At 69.1% G+C, this 16,241-nt stretch carries 16 protein-coding genes; 9 read left to right on the forward strand and 7 right to left on the reverse strand.

Annotated features, from left to right (window positions below):
- Window positions 1–122 precede the first annotated feature (122 nt).
- The 7 genes from clpB (at window position 123) to ACFXKA_RS23920 (ending at window position 8,441) form a co-directional block, all read left to right on the forward strand.
- Window positions 123–2,678 carry an ATP-dependent chaperone ClpB gene (gene clpB, locus ACFXKA_RS23890; RefSeq protein WP_354843326.1) on the forward strand — a complete coding sequence of 852 codons (2,556 nt, stop codon included), beginning with the start codon at window positions 123–125 and terminating at the stop codon, window positions 2,676–2,678.
- Between the two features lie 162 nt (window positions 2,679–2,840).
- Entirely contained in the window at window positions 2,841–3,722 is an 882-nt protein-coding gene (locus ACFXKA_RS23895; protein WP_379428978.1) for a DUF5666 domain-containing protein, read from the forward strand.
- Window positions 3,723–3,919: 197 nt separating this feature from the next.
- Window positions 3,920–5,044 (forward strand): hypothetical protein, encoded by a 1,125-nt coding sequence (locus tag ACFXKA_RS23900; protein WP_379428980.1) that lies wholly within the window; start codon window positions 3,920–3,922, stop codon window positions 5,042–5,044.
- A 148-nt stretch (window positions 5,045–5,192) separates the two neighbouring features.
- Window positions 5,193–6,020, forward strand: coding sequence for an SDR family oxidoreductase (locus ACFXKA_RS23905; protein ID WP_354843334.1), 828 nt, complete (start codon window positions 5,193–5,195; stop codon window positions 6,018–6,020).
- Between the two features lie 8 nt (window positions 6,021–6,028).
- Complete coding sequence (pyrE, locus tag ACFXKA_RS23910) at window positions 6,029–6,574, forward strand: orotate phosphoribosyltransferase (RefSeq protein ID WP_354843337.1); 546 nt, start codon at window positions 6,029–6,031, stop codon at window positions 6,572–6,574.
- 122 nt (window positions 6,575–6,696) lie between these two features.
- Window positions 6,697–7,755, forward strand: a complete 1,059-nt coding sequence (locus ACFXKA_RS23915) for a beta-ketoacyl-ACP synthase 3 (RefSeq protein WP_354843340.1) — start codon at window positions 6,697–6,699, stop codon at window positions 7,753–7,755.
- The gene (locus ACFXKA_RS23920) at window positions 7,755–8,441 is read left to right on the forward strand and encodes a lysoplasmalogenase (RefSeq protein ID WP_379428981.1); all 687 of its coding nucleotides are present in this window, start codon (window positions 7,755–7,757) and stop codon (window positions 8,439–8,441) included. The genes ACFXKA_RS23915 and ACFXKA_RS23920 overlap by 1 nt, the downstream gene beginning before the upstream one ends.
- Before the next feature lie 127 nt (window positions 8,442–8,568).
- Here the strand turns inward: ACFXKA_RS23920 and ACFXKA_RS23925 are convergent, their stop codons facing one another.
- The 7 genes from ACFXKA_RS23925 to ACFXKA_RS23955 form a co-directional block, all read right to left on the reverse strand.
- On the reverse strand, window positions 8,569–9,078 hold the full coding sequence (locus ACFXKA_RS23925; protein ID WP_379428982.1) for a hypothetical protein: 510 nt from the start codon (window positions 9,076–9,078) through the stop codon (window positions 8,569–8,571).
- Window positions 9,079–9,239: 161 nt separating this feature from the next.
- Window positions 9,240–10,352 (reverse strand): phosphotransferase enzyme family protein, encoded by a 1,113-nt coding sequence (locus ACFXKA_RS23930; RefSeq protein WP_379428983.1) that lies wholly within the window; start codon window positions 10,350–10,352, stop codon window positions 9,240–9,242.
- A complete protein-coding gene (locus ACFXKA_RS23935) occupies window positions 10,349–11,674 on the reverse strand; it encodes a purine-cytosine permease family protein (protein WP_379428984.1) in 1,326 nt (441 codons plus the stop codon). The genes ACFXKA_RS23930 and ACFXKA_RS23935 overlap by 4 nt, the downstream gene beginning before the upstream one ends.
- Window positions 11,675–11,728: 54 nt before the next feature.
- On the reverse strand, window positions 11,729–12,175 hold the full coding sequence (locus ACFXKA_RS23940; protein ID WP_354843354.1) for a hypothetical protein: 447 nt from the start codon (window positions 12,173–12,175) through the stop codon (window positions 11,729–11,731).
- 92 nt (window positions 12,176–12,267) lie between these two features.
- The gene (locus ACFXKA_RS23945; RefSeq protein ID WP_379428985.1) at window positions 12,268–12,879 is read right to left on the reverse strand and encodes a Uma2 family endonuclease; all 612 of its coding nucleotides are present in this window, start codon (window positions 12,877–12,879) and stop codon (window positions 12,268–12,270) included.
- 40 nt (window positions 12,880–12,919) lie between these two features.
- Complete coding sequence (locus tag ACFXKA_RS23950) at window positions 12,920–13,561, reverse strand: response regulator transcription factor (protein ID WP_354843642.1); 642 nt, start codon at window positions 13,559–13,561, stop codon at window positions 12,920–12,922.
- Window positions 13,562–13,614: 53 nt separating this feature from the next.
- Window positions 13,615–15,006, reverse strand: a complete 1,392-nt coding sequence (locus ACFXKA_RS23955) for a sensor histidine kinase (protein ID WP_379428987.1) — start codon at window positions 15,004–15,006, stop codon at window positions 13,615–13,617.
- Between the two features lie 91 nt (window positions 15,007–15,097).
- Between ACFXKA_RS23955 and ACFXKA_RS23960 the strand changes: the two genes are divergently transcribed.
- Both ACFXKA_RS23960 and ACFXKA_RS23965 read left to right on the forward strand, forming a co-directional pair.
- Window positions 15,098–15,505, forward strand: a complete 408-nt coding sequence (locus tag ACFXKA_RS23960) for a DUF4190 domain-containing protein (protein ID WP_379428988.1) — start codon at window positions 15,098–15,100, stop codon at window positions 15,503–15,505.
- A gap of 18 nt (window positions 15,506–15,523) precedes the next feature.
- A complete protein-coding gene (locus ACFXKA_RS23965) occupies window positions 15,524–16,207 on the forward strand; it encodes a TrmH family RNA methyltransferase (RefSeq protein WP_354843365.1) in 684 nt (227 codons plus the stop codon).
- The last annotated feature ends 34 nt before the right edge of the window (window positions 16,208–16,241 follow it).

A 16,241-nucleotide genomic window follows, 5' to 3' on the forward strand; every position in this document is an offset into this window, starting at 1 on the left:
TACGCGTAGCGTAGGAACCGGCCTCGGACACTGGACCTGGCGTCGAAAACTGGTCAGACTTGAGCGGAACAGACTCAACTTCTACCGCGTTGTAGAGAGCAACGACAAGTAGGAAGGTGACAGTGGACTCGTTCAATCCCACCACCAAGACCCAGGCGGCCCTGACCGCCGCGCAACAGGCGGCCGCCGTCGCCGGAAACCCGGAAATCCGTCCGGCGCACTTGCTGGTGGCGTTGCTGGATCAGATCGACGGCATCGCCGCACCGCTGCTCAAGGCCGTCGCGGTCGACCCGGCGACGGTACGGCGCGAGGCCCAGGAGATCGTGGACCGGCTGCCCCGGGCCACCGGCGCCACCACCACTCCCAATCTCGGGCGCGAAGCCATCGCGGCGCTCAGCTCCGCGCAGCGGCTGGCCACCGAGCTGGGCGACGAATACGTCTCCACCGAGCACCTGGTCTACGGCCTGGCCGCCGGTGACTCCGACGTTCAGCAACTGCTGCTGAAGTATGGCGCGACCGCCGACGCCCTGCGCGAGGCCTTCACCGCCGTGCGCGGCAACGCCCGTGTCACCTCGCCGGATCCGGAGGGCTCGTACCAGGCGCTGGAGAAGTACTCCACCGACCTGACCGCCGCCGCCCGCGAGGGCAAGCTGGACCCGGTCATCGGCCGCGACACCGAAATCCGCCGTGTCGTACAGGTTTTGAGCCGTCGCACCAAGAACAACCCGGTGCTGATCGGCGAGCCCGGCGTCGGCAAGACCGCCATCGTGGAGGGCCTGGCCCAGCGCATCGTGGCGGGTGACGTCCCGGAATCGTTGCGCGGCAAGAAGCTCGTCTCGCTCGACCTGGGCGCGATGGTGGCCGGCGCCAAGTACCGCGGTGAGTTCGAGGAGCGGCTGAAGGCCGTGCTGGAGGAGATCAAATCCTCTGCCGGACAGATCATCACGTTCATCGACGAGCTGCACACCATCGTGGGCGCCGGCGCCACCGGCGAATCCGCCATGGACGCGGGCAACATGATCAAGCCCATGCTGGCCCGCGGGGAGCTGCGGCTGGTCGGCGCCACCACCCTCGACGAATACCGGCAGCACATCGAGAAGGACCCGGCCCTGGAACGCCGGTTCCAGCAGGTGCTGGTGGGCGAGCCGTCGGTGGAGGACACCGTCGGCATCCTGCGCGGGCTCAAGGAGCGCTACGAGAACCACCACCACGTGCGGATCACCGACTCCGCGCTGGTGGCCGCGGCGACCCTGTCCGACCGCTACATCACCTCGAGGTTCCTGCCGGACAAGGCCATCGATCTGGTCGACGAGTCGGCCTCGCGGCTGCGCATGGAAATCGATTCCCGCCCAGTGGAAATCGACGAGATCGAACGCGTGGTGCGGCGGCTCGAGATCGAAGAGGTGGCGCTGGCCAAGGAGACCGACGAGGCGTCCAAGCAGCGGCTGGAGAAGCTGCGCCAGGAGCTCGCCGACGACCGCGAGAAGCTCAACCAGCTGATGACCCGCTGGCAGAACGAGAAGCAGGCCATCGACGCGGTGAGCGTGCTCAAGGAGGAGCTGGAGTCGCTCAAGGGCGAATCCGAGCGGGCCGAGCGCGACGGCGACTACAACAAGGCCGCCGAACTCCGGTACGGGCGAATCCCCAAGCTGGAGAAGGAACTCGCCGAGGCCGAGTCCAAGGCGAAGACCGCCGCCGACGGCGACGTCATGCTCAAGGAGGAGGTCGGGCCGGACGATATCGCCGAGGTGGTGTCGTCGTGGACCGGTGTCCCCGTGGGCAAGATGATGGAGGGCGAGACCCAGAAGCTGCTGCGCATGGAGGACGAGCTGGGCAACCGGGTCGTCGGGCAACCGGAAGCCGTGCAAGCGGTTTCGGATGCCGTGCGCCGCGCCCGGGCCGGGGTCGCCGACCCCAACCGGCCCACCGGCTCGTTCATGTTCGTCGGCCCGACCGGCGTCGGTAAGACCGAACTCGCGAAGGCGTTGGCGGACTTCCTGTTCGACGACGAACGCGCCATGGTCCGCATCGACATGAGCGAGTACAGCGAGAAGCACTCGGTGGCCCGCCTGGTCGGGGCGCCCCCCGGCTACGTCGGCTACGACCAGGGCGGCCAGCTCACCGAGGCGGTGCGGCGACGCCCGTACACGGTGGTGCTGTTCGACGAGATCGAGAAGGCCCACCCGGACGTCTTCGACATCCTGCTGCAGGTGCTCGACGAGGGCCGGCTGACCGACAGCCAGGGCCGCACGGTCGACTTCCGCAACACCATCCTCATCCTGACCTCCAATCTGGGTGCGGGCGGTGACAAGGATGCGGTCATGAACGCGGTGCGCCGCGCCTTCAAGCCGGAGTTCCTGAACCGGCTCGACGACGTGGTCATGTTCCACGCGCTCGACGAGGAACAGCTGGAGCGGATCGTCGACATCCAGCTGAACCAGCTGCAGAAGCGCCTGTCCCAGCGTCGCCTGAAGCTGGACGTGTCCGACTCGGCCCGCTTCTGGCTGGCCGTGCGCGGCTACGACCCGGCCTACGGCGCGCGCCCGCTGCGCCGCCTCATCCAGCAGGCCATCGGCGACTCGCTCGCCAAGGAACTGCTGGCCGGCGAGGTGCAGGACGGTGACACGGTGAAGGTCAACGTCACCCCCGACGGCGACACCCTCATCGTCGGCCGCTGACGCGGCGGACCCGGGCCCCCGCGCGAGCTTCGGCTCGGCGGGGGCCTTGCGCGTTCCGGGCGACCGAGCCTTGCCGGTTTCGAGGTGTGAACGGTCCGCGGATTGGGAACCGTCCGGTCGAGTTCGCGGCTCGGGACGGGTCGGCCGCCTACCCTGGAGGTCATGACCAATCCGAGCGATCCGTGGTCGCGGCGGCCGGAACCGGGCCCCGGGGAGGGGCCCGCCGAGCAGGCCGCACCTGGCGGCTACCCCTCGGATAGCGCCGCGGGCTACGGGCCCACCGAGGCCATACCCGCCGGTCCGATCGACTATTTCGGGCAGCCGGCCGGGCCCGACTCCACCCGCGTGCTGCCGCCGGCGGACGCACAGTGGGGTGGATACGAGACCGGCGGCGGCTACGAGCCGACCGCCGTCTACCCGGGCCAGCCCGGGTACGCCCCCACGAGTAGCTATGGCGCGCCCGGATTTCCGCCCGCCGCGGGCGGGCCCGGTTACCCGGGTGGTCCGGGCATGCCGACCGGTGGATATCAGCCCGCGGGCTTCCCGCAGCATCCGGTCCCGCCCCCACCGCCCCGCCGGACCACCCTGTGGATCGCGCTGACCATCGCCGCGGTCATCGTGGTCGCCATTGTCGGCGTCGCGGCGGGAACCCTGCTGTCGAACAACGATTCGTCGAACAGCGCCGCACCCGGCAGCGTCAGGACCTCCGGGTACCCGGCGTCGAGCCTGCCCGGCAACTCCTCGGCCCTACCCCTGCCCAGCGGCATTCCCACCATCCCGGGCCTGGGCGATCTGGACGAGCTGGGTGCGAACATGGGCACGATCTCGAACAACGACGGTTCCACCCTCACCATCACCACGTTGTCCGGTGGCACGGCCACCGTGAAGACCGACACCAAGACACAGGTGATTTCCCTGGGCAGCACCAAGGTTTCGGACTTGCCGGTCGGTGAGGTGATCATGGTCCAGGGCGACAAGAACGCCGACGGATCAATCCAGGCGAAGCTGATCATCAGCACCTCGATGCCGAGTGCTACCCGATGACACATGGTGCAAGCGGAAAAACTGACCAACCCAAAGGTTCGCGGCGCAAGCGCGGGGAGGCGGAGCGCTCGATTCTGGACTGACGGAGCGGGGAGCGAAGCGGAGGAGCGGAGGAGGGAAGAATCGAGACCTCCAGCGCCGCGAACCCGCCCCGGAGCGAAGCGGAGGGGCAATTAAACACAGTAGGGTAGGCGGCGATGACGGCGATATGGTTCGGGCTGGCGGCGATCGCGCTCGTGGGTGCGATCGTGCTGCTCTATTTCGATCGGCTGCAGCGGCAGCGCACCGGGCACGTGCGACAGGTCTGGGCGAAATCCCAGGGCTACACCTATGTTTCGGTGGAGCCCGCGCTCGCCTCCACCTGGCGGCGCGGCGCCCTGGCCAAGCTCGGCTACCTGTCCGCGGTGGACGTGGTGTCGGGTAACCGCAAGGGTGAGAAGTTCGTGCTCTTCGATCTGGAGGACGCCGCCACCCTGGTCGCGGTGCGCCGGCAGATCGGCTCGGACATCGACATCGACCTGCGGCTGAAAACCGCGGCGCCGCCCAAGGATCACGATCTGGAGCTGCTCGGCGCCATCGGCGACCGGGTGGTCTTCGCCACCAACCCGGACGTCGCCCGGCACGCGGTGGATCAGCGCATGGTGGCGTTCATCGAGTCGCTGCCCGACACCGTGCAGCAGCTGTGGTCCGAGGGCAACTGGACCCTGGGCATGCTGCCGGTCGGTGCCGTGGCCAAGGACTGGGAGATGGCCATCGACGCGGTGCTGCGGCTGTCGGGCCTGCTGCACGTGCTGCCGCCGGTCATCAATGCCGAGCGCGGCCGCGACGAACTCCCCGAACCCGGTCGCTCGCACCCGGTTCCCGAGGACGACGACTACGACGGCCACGACGAATTCGGCGACTTCGGCGACGATCGCGATCGCCCGCGCGCCCAGGACCGCCCGGCCCGCCCGCGCGCCGAGGAAGCCGACGATTACGAGTCCACGCTGGTCAGCGATATCGCCGGCGCGAGCGAACCGGACGACGAGCCCGAAAACTGGCGTCCCGCACTGAAAGTCGTGCCGGATCCGCGCAACCGTCCGCGCCGCAACTGGCCGCCCGCCCCCGAGGGGGAGGAGCCGGACCCGTACGACGAGGACGACCGCCGCCGCCCCGGGGACGAAGACCGTTGGGCGGAACCGGAATCCGAGGATTGGCGCGACGAATCGGACGCCGACCGCGAGCCCGAGGAGGGCTGGCACAGGGATCAGGGCCGCAGCGCGCCGCCCGGCGGCCCGTTCCATCCGGGGTTCCGCCCCTATCAGGGACCCGCGCCGAGGTGACCCACCCCGGCCGTGTCCGCGCGCGGCACGCCGCAGCCACGTGGTGTCTGCGCGAATTCGCCGCGTGTGGGTCGGTCAGGGATCAGAATGGGGGCGCAGTTCCGGTCATTGCCGACCGCTCCCCAGTCGTGCGAGTGATGGGCCGCCGATGACCGAGAGTTCCCCTGATCGTCCGGCGGGCGCCCCGCGCCTGCCGGGTGCCCACCGCCCGGTGGCCCTGATCACGGGACCGACCTCCGGCATCGGCAAGGCGTACGCCACCCGGCTCGCCGCGCTCGGCTACGACCTGGTGCTGGTGGCGCGGGATGAGGATCGGCTGGCCGCGCTGGCACACGATGTGCGGGTGCGTTTCGGCGCGCGAGCCGAGACGCTGCCCGCGGACCTGGGCCGCTCCGCCGACCTCGGCCGGGTGGCCGAGCGCCTGGCACAGGGCGTCGAATTCCTGGTCAACAATGCGGGATTCGGCATGTCGGGCGAGTTCTGGACGCTGGAGCCGGACGCCCTGCAGCAGCAACTGGATGTGAACGTCAACGCCGTCGTACAGCTGACCCGGGCGGCCCTGCCGCCCATGCTGCACGCGGCCAAGGGCACCGTGGTCAATGTGGCCAGCATCGCGGGCCTGATACCCGGACGGGGTTCGACCTATTCGGCCTCCAAGGCGTACGTCGTATCCTTTTCCCAGGGGCTGGCCGGCGGGCTGGCCGGAACCGGAGTCCGGGTGCAGGCCTTGTGCCCGGGATTCGTCCGCACCGAATTCCATGAGCGGGCCGGAATCGACATGGCCTCGCTACCGCGACCGTTGTGGTTGAGCGTGGACGAGGTGGTGGCGGGTTCGCTGCATGATCTGGAGAGAGACCGGGTGATCAGCGTGCCCGGAATGCAGTACAAAGCGATCGTCGCGATCGCCGGGTTCATCCCACGATCCCTGGTGACCCGCCTGAACCGGGGCCTGTTCAACGCACGCGGAAGGACATAGAGGAAGCAATGCAGGTAACGACCACCGACCGGGACAGACTCGCGGCTCTGGTGCGCGACCTCGCCGTGGTGCACGGCCGGGTGACCCTGTCCTCGGGCAAGGAAGCCGACTACTACGTGGACCTGCGCCGCGCCACCCTGCACCACGAGGCGGCCCCGCTCATCGGCAAGCTACTGCGCGAACTCGTGGCGGACTGGGACTTCGACGCGGTGGGCGGGCTCACCATGGGCGCGGACCCGGTGGCGGCCGCGGTCATGCACGCGCCCGGCCGGGCCATCGACGCCTTCGTGGTCCGCAAGGCCGCCAAGACGCACGGCATGCAGCGCCAGATCGAGGGCCCGGACATCGTGGGCAAGCGGGTGCTGGTGGTCGAGGACACCACCACAACCGGAAACTCCCCGCTCACCGCGGTGCGCGCGCTGCGTGAGGCGGGCGCCATCGTGGTCGGTGTGGCCACCGTGGTGGACCGCGAGACCGGCGCCGACGACATCATCGCGGCCGAGGGGCTGGAGTACCGGTCGATCCTGGGTCTGAAGGACCTCGCCCTGGGGTGAGGACTTAGGTCCTTACCGAACGGTTAACAAGACTTTGCTCTGGGCTGAACCCTTGCTCTGGGTTAGCCTGGTGCTGGTCTTACGTCCGACAAAGGTGTTGTGAAGGGTCGTGTGAGTCACCTGTGGTGAGCATTGCAATCAACAAGGGTCATCAAAATGTTGCGATGCTCGGCATCGGCGCCTACCGGCCCCAGCGCGTGGTCAGCAACGCCGAAGTGTGCGAGGTCCTGGACTCCACCCCGGAGTGGATCTTCGAGCGCACCGGCATCCACAACCGGCGCTGGATCTCCGGTGACGAGACGCTGCGCACCATGGCGGTGGCGGCGGGCAACCGGGCGCTGAACAACACCGGCATCGACCGGTCCAAGATCGGCGCGCTGCTCTTCTGCACCTCCAGCTGGCTCAAACTGACCCCGCACGGTGCCCCGAGCGTCGCCGCGGACCTCGGCATGAACGGCATCCCGGCCTTCGACCTGACCTCCGGCTGCGGCGGGTTCGGTTACGGCCTGGGTGTCGCCACCGACATGATCCGCTCCGGCTCGGCCGAATACATCCTGGTGATCGGCGCGGAGACGATGACCGTGGGCCTGGACCCGAAGGATCGCGGCACCGCCATGATCTTCGGCGACGGCGCGGGTGCGGTCGTGGTCGGGCCCAGCGAGGAGAACGGCATCTCGCCGACCGTGTGGGGTTCCGACGGCGAGAACGCCGAGGCCATCGCGCAGGACGTCGACTTCCTGGAGTTCATGAACAAGGCGCAGCGCCTGCAGGGCACCGACCCGGCCGTCGAGCCGGTGGGCCGCATGTCGCTGCACATGGAGGGCCCCAAGGTCTTCCGCTGGGCCGCGGTCACCCTGCCGCGCGCGCTGTCGAGTGCCATCGAGCAGTCCGGCGTGCACAAGGAGGACATCGAGGTGTTCATTCCGCACCAGGCCAATGCCCGCATCAACGAGCTCATGAAGAAGAACCTCGGGCTCGCCGACGACATCCCGATGGCCAATGACATCGAGAACACCGGCAATACCTCCGCGGCCTCGATTCCGCTGGCCATGGAGGAGATGCTGGTGACCGGCAAGGCCAAGGGCGGTCAACTGGCGCTGCTGCTCGGCTTCGGCGCTGGCCTGTCCTACGCCGGTCAGGTCGCGGTGCTGCCGCCCGCGCCGGCCGAACCCAGCTTCTGATGGCCCGCCCGTTTCGCGCCGCGTTCGTCGGCGCGGCGGTGGTGACGGTGTTCGGCGCCGTCACCGGCCGCGAGAAACTGCAGTGGGCCGCAAAGCCTTTGCTGATGCCGCTGCTGGCGGCCGATGTGGCGATGAATGGCGCGGCCCTGGATCGCACCGATCGCACGGTGCTGCTCGGGTCGCTGGCCGCGGCCACGGTCGGCGACGTGTTGCTGATCGACCCCGATGACGATCGCCGATTGATAGCCGGCGCTTCGTCTTTCGCGGTCATGCAGACCGGGTACTCGTGGTTGTGGTTCCGGCGCGGCGGGCGGCCGCGCGCGCAGATCGCGGCCCCGCGCCTGGCGGCCTGGCTGGGCGCGGCGACGCTGATGCGGTTCAAGGCCCCGGCGATCGCGGTGCCGCTCACCGCCTACGGCGCGACCCTCGGCACGGCGGCCACGCTGGCGTCCGATCCGGAACTGGCTCGGGACGCGAAGAATATTGCGGGCGTGAACATTCCGAATGCGGACCCGCGCAGCCGATTGGGCGTGGGTGCGCTGTTGTTCACGCTGTCCGACGGATTGATCGTGCTGCGGCGCATTTTCGCGCGCGGTGAGAAGTCGCGCAGGATCAGTGAGGGCGTCATTCTCGGCACGTATGCCGCCGCGCAATACCTGCTCACGGATCCCCGCGCGCATCGGTAACCGAATAGGTCATCGAATAGGTCACCGTATCTGTCATCGGCAACCGCTGCCGATCATCGAATTCGATCGGACGAGAACCCCATCCCGAGTTTCGGGATGGGGTTCCGGTGTTTTTATCCCCGGGGGATCAGGGCAGGACCTGCGGAATGGCATCCGGGTCGACCGCGCCGACGAGCAGGCCGATCAGCGCGCCCTGGAGCGCCGGGCCGAGGGCGCACAGCGGGATGAGCGGAATGCCGACCACGGTGACGGCGCAGATGACGGCGCCGATCACGGCCCCGACACCCGCGCCTACGACGGCGGCATTGGCCATCGGGTCGTGGTTCTTGGCATTGGGATCGGTGGCGATGTCCTGCGGCTGTGAGATCTCGGCCGCAGGCTGGGCGACCTCGGGCGCAGCGGGCTGCTCGACATCCGGCGTGACCGGCTGCGCGGCCTCCGGAGCGACGGAGACCGCCGCCGGCGCGATGGCGGCCGCGACCGGAGCCGTGACCATCTGCACGACCGGGGCCGACTGCACGGCGTCGGCCGGGGCGGTGGCGGAAGCCGTTCCCGCGCTTGCGAAAGTCGTGGCGACGGCCAGCGGCAGTGCCGCGACGATTGCCTTACGACCGAAATTACGAATGGTGCGACGCATGATTTTTCCTGTCCTCCCGACCCCCGCAGCACGCTGAACTCAGATGGCGTGCAGAACGATTCACGTTGCCGATGGCAACGGAACAAGTTTTATCCGATCGCGGTCGCGGAATCAAGTCCCGCTGCCGCTATTCGAGATCCGTGGAATTGTGCTCGCCACCACTATTCGGTGACGCGTGCCATTCCGGGGATTGCGGATAGCAGTTCGCGGCCCGCCCCGGATTCCGTCCACCATGCGGTATGGCCGAGAAAGTACTCGTCGTAGGCGATTTCGGCGTTCTTCGCATTGCCGCCGGGGACGACGCCGAGGAAGTAGTCGATCTCGGACAGCTCGTACTCGCAATGCACGAGGGGGAGCAGCGCCGGAAGGCCGCGCCGCTCGGCGGCGGTCAGCGGCCGGACCGATTCGTAGCCCTGCAGCAGTGCGCGTACCTGGTCGAATCGCACTTTCGCCGGTCCGCCGTCGCGGATCGAAATCCAGTCCACGGCACTGCGTTCGATGGCGGTGGCGAGATCGTGGACGGCGGTGGTGCGGTCGCACAGGCCGAAGTCGATGACGGCGGTGATGTCGCGGTCGCGCCAGAGCAGGTTCGTGCCGTGCCAATCATTGTGTGTCCACAGCGGTTCCAGGTCCGCGAGCAGGGGCCGGAGCCGTTCGTAGGCCGGGAGGTGGACGCGTTCCAGGTCCGCCCGCCAGTCGCGTTCGGCGAGGAATGCGCCGACGGCCGGGCGTTCTGCGGCCCGATGCGCCACGGCCGCAAGGGGATCGGCGGAGGCGAAGAGGGTGAAGCCTGCCAGTAGCGGCCGGGGCGGGCGGCGTGGCGCCTCGTAACCCGCGGCCGCCAGGTGCAGGCGGGCCAGCAGGCGGCCGGCCGCGGCCGCCCCGTCGAGGGAGCGGTACGGCGTCCAGGAGAAGACGCTCTCGTACTCGTCTCGCCCGTCACCCGATTCCTGGACCTCGTAGGCGAAATCGCCCAGGTCGACCGTGTGCAGTACCCGCGGCACCGGGATTCCCTGCGAGCGTAGGTGATCCATGAAGCGGTGCTCCTCGCCGAGCGCGGCGGCGTCGCGCAGCGCCCGGGGGAGGCGTTTGACGATGAGGTCGCGCCCGTCCGGCGGGCGTACCCGGGCGGTCGCCGACAGTGGTCTCGGGCTGCGCCACACGATCGTCGCGTCCGTGCCCAGCACGGCGTCCACCTCGGCGGAAGTCAGTGCGGGCCAATCGGGTTCGACCAGCGGGTCGAAGCCCATGCCGTAGACGCGGCCGTCGGTCATCCCCGCCGGACCCGCACCAGGAGCGCGGTTACCGCCGCGGCGGCCAGGAACGAGTAGAGCGAGGCCGAGGACCACCAGCCCGGATGCACGCCGAGCGCGTCCTGTGCCCAGGTCCAGAATGTCGCCCACCAGCTGATGGAGCCGGGATTGAACAGCTGGTACACCACGAAGCCGACCGCCCACGGCAGCAGCATGAGCGGCCGGGCGGGCGCGTTCTGCGCCAGATTCCAGTCGCGGCGGCCCTGGCCGAGGAAGTAGTCGACGATGAGCACCGCGCACAGCGGCACGAAGACCGAGCCGATCAGATAGAGGAAATTCGCGTAGCTGCTGAAGTCGCGCACCGGTAGCGCCAGCAGTGTCACCGCCACACCGACCAGCCCGGCCAGCAGTCGCCGATCCACCCGCGGCAGCAGGTTCTGGATGGACATGGCCGTCGAATACACATTGGCGAAGGACTGGTCCGATTCGCGTAGCACCAGTACCGCGAAGAAGAGCCAGCCCGCGGTGACGCCCAGGAAGGAGTCGAAGACGTGGTCGGCATTGCCGCCCGCCTGCAGGATGGCGATGATGCCCAGCAGGTAGCACCACACCTGGGCGATCGAGTAGCCGGCCACGGTGGCCCCGGCGGCGGTCTTCGCCGAGCGGGAGTGCCGGGTGTAGTCGGCGGCCAGCGGCACGAACGAGATGGATACGGCCAGGGTGGTGTCGACGGCGGGCCAGAACCCGCTCCAGCTGGTGTCGTGCTGCACCGGAATGGGTTGCCGCAGTAGCTCGATCGTGAAGTAGAGCATGGCGACGGCCACCGCCACCGAGACGTATTTGCGGAGCGCCCGCACCGCGGACAGCGGCCAGATGGCCATGGTGGTGGACAGCGTGCCCGCCGCGACGATCACCACCCAGTGCGGAACCCGGTCGTGGGTGAGCGCCGAGACGCCGAGCGCGATCACGGTCAGCTCGTACACACCCCAGCCGATGCACTGCACGATATTGGCGACCGTCGGCAGATACGACAGCCGCGTCCCGAACAGGCCGCGCAGCACCGCCATGGCCGGTGCGCCGGTGCGGGCCCCGACGGCGCCCGGTCCGGCCACCATGGCCGCGCCCACCACGGTGCCCAGGACGGTCGCCAGCAGCGCCCCGGCCAGCGGGAGCGGCGGGTTCCCGGTCGGGAAGAGCACGTACGCGGCGCCGCTGAAGCCGATGAGACTGACGCCGAGATTGAGCCAGAATGCCGCCTGATCCGTGAACCCCAGCGTGCGCGGCGGCTGGGTGTCGAGCACCAGCGGCGCTTCCCTGCGGTCGGGTTTCTCGGCGATCGTCATGCCCAGGAGCCTACGGCCCGAATCGTGCGAATCCGGCACTGAGCTGGATATATATCAGAGGCAGAGGATGATCCGGTCCCGGTTCTGCGGGTCGACGCGGATCGAAATCGTGCCGCCCACAGCGATTCTCGGTTTCACCACCGGTTCGACATCGAAGACGATGCTGCCGTAGTAGGTCTCCGAGCCCGGCACCACGAGTTCGAGATCGAGTTCGGTGATCTCGGTGCAGTGGTCGGTGCGCTGCAGGGGGTGGACCGCTTCGATGTTCGCCCAGCCCTCGAGCCCGTGCCGGCGTAGTCTGCGGTCGGAGCGGCTGGGGCGCTGGGCGAACAGCATGCCGAGGCCCAGGAACGTTCCGAAGAGACCGACCAGTGTGACGATCTGGACCGGCACGGTACCCGGCGGGGTGAGTGGGACCAACCACCCCAGCCACAACCCGAGTGCGACGAGATATGCCGCCGTCACTCCGAGCACCGTACGGGCTATACGCGCGTGGTCCATGACACCCTCCAACCACGGCCTATCAGAATTCCAGGATAGTCCCGATACTTGTTCCGTGTGGGCCGATCAGGCGAGGTCAGAGGGCTGGTGGGTCAAACGGGCACGCCGGATGTGCGGAGCGCGGTGAGAGTGTCCAGATCGAGCGGCAGGTCGAGGCCGTCGAGGCCCAGGGTGACCTGTCCGGAGTACTCACCGGTCGGTAGGTATCGACCGTCCCGCAGCCGATGGGTCAGCAGCCGCATCGACTCCTCGGTCTCCAGCAGCCAGTAGTGCCCGATCCCCGCCGCCGCGTACTCGGCGAACTTCATGACCCGATCCACCCGCCGCGAACCCGGCGACACGATCTCGATGGCCGCCAGCACATCGCCCGGCCGCACCCGGGTGGCGTGCTCGGCCCCGGCCGTACCGCCCACGATGAGCACATCCGGCACCCGCACGGTCGGCGGCGTGCCGTCGTCGATGATCAATTCGATCCGCGCCATGGCGGCCACCCGCCGGGGCAGCGCCCGCTCCAGCTGAGCGGCCAGACGCCATACCGCGAGCTGATGCCGCGGCGGCTGCGGCGCCACCACCAGCACGCCGTCCACCAGTTCGCGGCAGTGCCGATTGTTCTCCGGCAGCAGCGACCACTCCTCGATGGTCAGGAGGTGATTCGGCCAGTATTCAACCGATTTCAGCAATTCCGCGGAACTCGATCGAGTCATGGGGCCAGTCTTCCACGCCCGGCAACCGTGCAGCGATGTTTCAACCCCGCAACCGCAGAACGGCGAGTACCCGCCGATGATGCAGATCCGAGGGCGGCAATTCCAGCTTGGAGAAGATGTTGCCGATGTGCTTCTCCACCCCGCGTTCGGTCACCGAGAGGGCCCGGGCGATGGCCGCGTTCGACAGCCCCTGGGCCATGGATTCCAGCACTTCACGCTCGCGCGGGGTGAGGCGGGCCAGCGAATCCTGCTGCCGGGCAGCGCCCATGAGCTGGCCGACCACCTCCGGGTCCAGCGCCGTGCCGCCGGTGGCGACGCGGCGCAGGGCATCGGTGAAATCGCCGACGTCGGCCACCCGGTCCTTGAGCAGGTAGCCGACGCCGCCCGCGCCGGCGGCCAGTAACTCGGTGGCATAACGGGTTTCGATCCACTGCGAGAACACCAGCACCCCGGTGCCGGGATGGCTGCGGCGCAGCGCGAGCGCGGCCAGCAGACCCTCGTCGGTGAAGCTGGGCGGCATGCGGACGTCCACCACGGCGACATCCGGCAGCTGGTCGGCGACCGCGGCGTGCAGACCGGTCGCGTCGCTCACCGCGGCTACCACCTCGAACCCGCGCTCCGCCAGCAACGCGGTGAGGCCGTCGCGCAGGATGGCATTGTCCTCCGCGATGACCACCCGCAGCGGCTGGTTCGCGGTGTTCGCATCCTGGTTGTCCCGGGTGTTCACAGCCTCGATCATTGCGGCCCGGCCAGCGGCAGCACCAGCGTGACCACGGTCGGGCCGCCGATGGGGCTGACCACCGTGAGCGTGCCGTCCACCGCGCGCGCCCGCTGCGCCAGCCCCGAAAGCCCGCCCACCACAACGCCTTCGCCGGGTCCGCCCACCGGTTGCAGCGCGCCGCCCTGGCCGTTGTCGCGCACGCTCACCGCCAGCGCATCCGTCCCGGCCGGCAGCACCGCCACCCAGATCCGGTTCGCGGCAGCGTGTTTCACCACATTGGTGAGCAGTTCCGCGACCGAGAAATAGGCGATGGCCTCGATGGCCGGGCTGGGCCGCAGCGGCAGCAGCACCCGCAGCTCCACCGGCAGCGCGCAGCGGGCGGCCAGGGTCTCCAGCGCCGGTTCCAGCCCGAGTTCGAGGGCGGGTGGATGGATGCCGCGCACCAGTTCCCGCAGTTCGGCCAGTGCCTCCTTGGATCCGGCGCGGGCCTGGGCGATCAGCTCGGCGGCATCGCCGCCCGCCGCGATCCGCTCCTCGGCGCGGCCCAGCATCATGGCGATGCTGACCAGTCGCGCCTGGGTGCCGTCGTGCAGGTCGCGTTCCAGCCGGCGCAGGGTGGCGGTGGAGTCGTCGACCGCGGCGCGGCGGCTCTCGCGCAGGCCGGCCAGCTCGAGATCGCGGGCCGTCGGGGTGAGCAGCCACAGCGCGAGCGCGCGGTGCAGGACGCAGACGCCGCGGATCAGCCACGGCAGCAGGAAGCAGCCGAGCACGCCGAGCGCCGCGAAAGCCAGGACACGCGGCCAGGTGTCGAGGTAGTAGTCGCCGAACTGGATCATCGAACGGTGTGACACGCCGCGTTCGTCCACATTGACCGGATCCATGAGTGCCCACGGAATCGGCGACAGCGCAACGAAACCCGTCACCGCCACCGCCGTCAGCACACCGTAGCCGATCACCACACCCAGCAAGCCGTCGAGGACCAGGAACAGCAGGGCGCGGTACGAGGTCCGATCGGTGAAGGCACTGCGCAGCCAGCCGATCGGCCCGGGCCGAAAGGTGAACGGGGGCGGCTCGGGCAGGGCCGCGTCGAGCAGCACCGCGCCCAGCACCCGATGAATGCGGCCCCACACCCGCCCGCCGAGGATCATGGCCGCCAGCACCGGGATGCCCACCACGAACACCGAGAGGTACAGGCTGCCGCCGATGCCCAGGAACAGGTAGACCGCGGCGGCACAGCCCAGCCCGAAAACGATGATCAGGTAGGCGAATTCCTTCCAGGTGCGCGCCCGGAACGGCGTGACCAGGAAGGTCCGCAGCACGGACTCGGGGGTGGGGCGGGGGCCCGGATCCGATTGCGGCGCGGGCGGATCGAGCACGATGCTGGGTAGGGCGGCCGTATCGCTCATGGATTCATGGTCGCGGGCGGCGCGGTGCGGTGGCGAGGGAGCAGCCCAGAAAGTATTCGGTGTAGCCAGCACGACCACCTAGCATTCAGCCATGACCTACGACGCGCCCCCGCCGGGCTGGGATCCGCAGTCCCAGGGCTACCAGCAGCAGCCGGGCTACAACCAGCAGCCCGGCTACCCCCAGGGCTACCCGCCGCAGGCGCCCGGTTACTACCCGCCCGGCTACTACGGCGCGCCCGCGCCGGATCATCCGCAGGCGGTGGTGGTGTTGATCCTCGGCATCATGAGCCTGATGTTCTGCCAGCTGCTCGGTCCGGTGGCCTGGATCATGGGCGGCAAGGCCCGCCGGGAGATCAGCGAGTCGAACGGCATGATCGGCGGCGGCGGCATGGTGACGGCCGGCTGGATCTGCGGCATCGTCGCCACGGCGCTGATGGTCCTGGTCATCCTGTTCATCGTGCTGGCCATCATCGTGGGCGCGGTCGGCTCCTCGCACTAGGCAACTACCATCGCCGGGGTGAGTTCCGCCCCGACCGCCCACGAACCGCCGACCCCCGGACCGACCGAATGGGGTGAGCATCCGCACGGCGTCGGACCGTGGCGCGAGGAGTTCGGCACCGAGCCGCCGGACGATCCGCGCCTGGACCCGGACCTGCTCGAGCACGGCGACCGGCGCAATGTGGTGGATGCCTACCGGTATTGGCGGCGCGAGGCCATCGTCGCCGATATCGACAGCCGCCGGCACCCGTTCCACGTGGCCATCGAGAACTTCGGGCACGACGCCAATATCGGCACGGTGGTGCGCACGGCCAATGCCTTCGCGGCGGCGGCCGTGCACATTGTCGGGCGCAAGCGGTGGAATCGGCGCGGGGCCATGGTCACCGACCGCTACCAGCACATTCACCATCACGCCGACATCGATGAGCTGCTGCGTTTCGCGGCCGGCGAGGGGCTGACGGTGGTGGCGGTGGACAACGTCCCCGGCGCGGTGCCGCTGGAGACCGCGGCGCTGCCGCGCGAGTGCCTGCTGCTCTTCGGCCAGGAGGGCCCGGGCGTGACCGAGGCAGCGAAAGCGGGCGCGCTGCTGACCGTTTCGATCGCGCAGTTCGGCTCGACCCGCAGTATCAATGCCGGTGTCGCCGCGGGTATCGCCATGCACGCCTGGATCCGCCAGCACGCCGACCTCACCACCGCCTGGTGAGCTGGACGACTCTCGGTAACAAATCAGCCACGAG

The sequence above is a fragment of the Nocardia sp. NPDC059228 genome (assembly GCF_042754245.1).
Classification (GTDB): Bacteria; Actinomycetota; Actinomycetes; order Mycobacteriales; family Mycobacteriaceae; genus Nocardia.

Bases quoted from the DNA above. Each gene is read 5' to 3' on its own strand.
- ACFXKA_RS23905 (WP_354843334.1), top strand. From the start codon at position 5,193: ATGACCGAGAGTTCCCCTGATCGTCCGGCGGGCGCCCCGCGCCTGCCG.
- ACFXKA_RS23900 (WP_379428980.1), top strand. From the start codon at position 3,920: ATGACGGCGATATGGTTCGGGCTGGCGGCGATCGCGCTCGTGGGTGCG.
- ACFXKA_RS23925 (WP_379428982.1), bottom strand. From the start codon at position 9,078: ATGCGTCGCACCATTCGTAATTTCGGTCGTAAGGCAATCGTCGCGGCA.
- ACFXKA_RS23955 (WP_379428987.1), bottom strand. From the start codon at position 15,006: ATGAGCGATACGGCCGCCCTACCCAGCATCGTGCTCGATCCGCCCGCG.
- ACFXKA_RS23920 (WP_379428981.1), top strand. From the start codon at position 7,755: ATGGCCCGCCCGTTTCGCGCCGCGTTCGTCGGCGCGGCGGTGGTGACG.
- ACFXKA_RS23940 (WP_354843354.1), bottom strand. From the start codon at position 12,175: ATGGACCACGCGCGTATAGCCCGTACGGTGCTCGGAGTGACGGCGGCA.
- ACFXKA_RS23930 (WP_379428983.1), bottom strand. From the start codon at position 10,352: ATGACCGACGGCCGCGTCTACGGCATGGGCTTCGACCCGCTGGTCGAA.
- pyrE (WP_354843337.1), top strand. From the start codon at position 6,029: ATGCAGGTAACGACCACCGACCGGGACAGACTCGCGGCTCTGGTGCGC.
- ACFXKA_RS23935 (WP_379428984.1), bottom strand. From the start codon at position 11,674: ATGACGATCGCCGAGAAACCCGACCGCAGGGAAGCGCCGCTGGTGCTC.
- ACFXKA_RS23960 (WP_379428988.1), top strand. From the start codon at position 15,098: ATGACCTACGACGCGCCCCCGCCGGGCTGGGATCCGCAGTCCCAGGGC.
- ACFXKA_RS23945 (WP_379428985.1), bottom strand. From the start codon at position 12,879: ATGACTCGATCGAGTTCCGCGGAATTGCTGAAATCGGTTGAATACTGG.
- ACFXKA_RS23895 (WP_379428978.1), top strand. From the start codon at position 2,841: ATGACCAATCCGAGCGATCCGTGGTCGCGGCGGCCGGAACCGGGCCCC.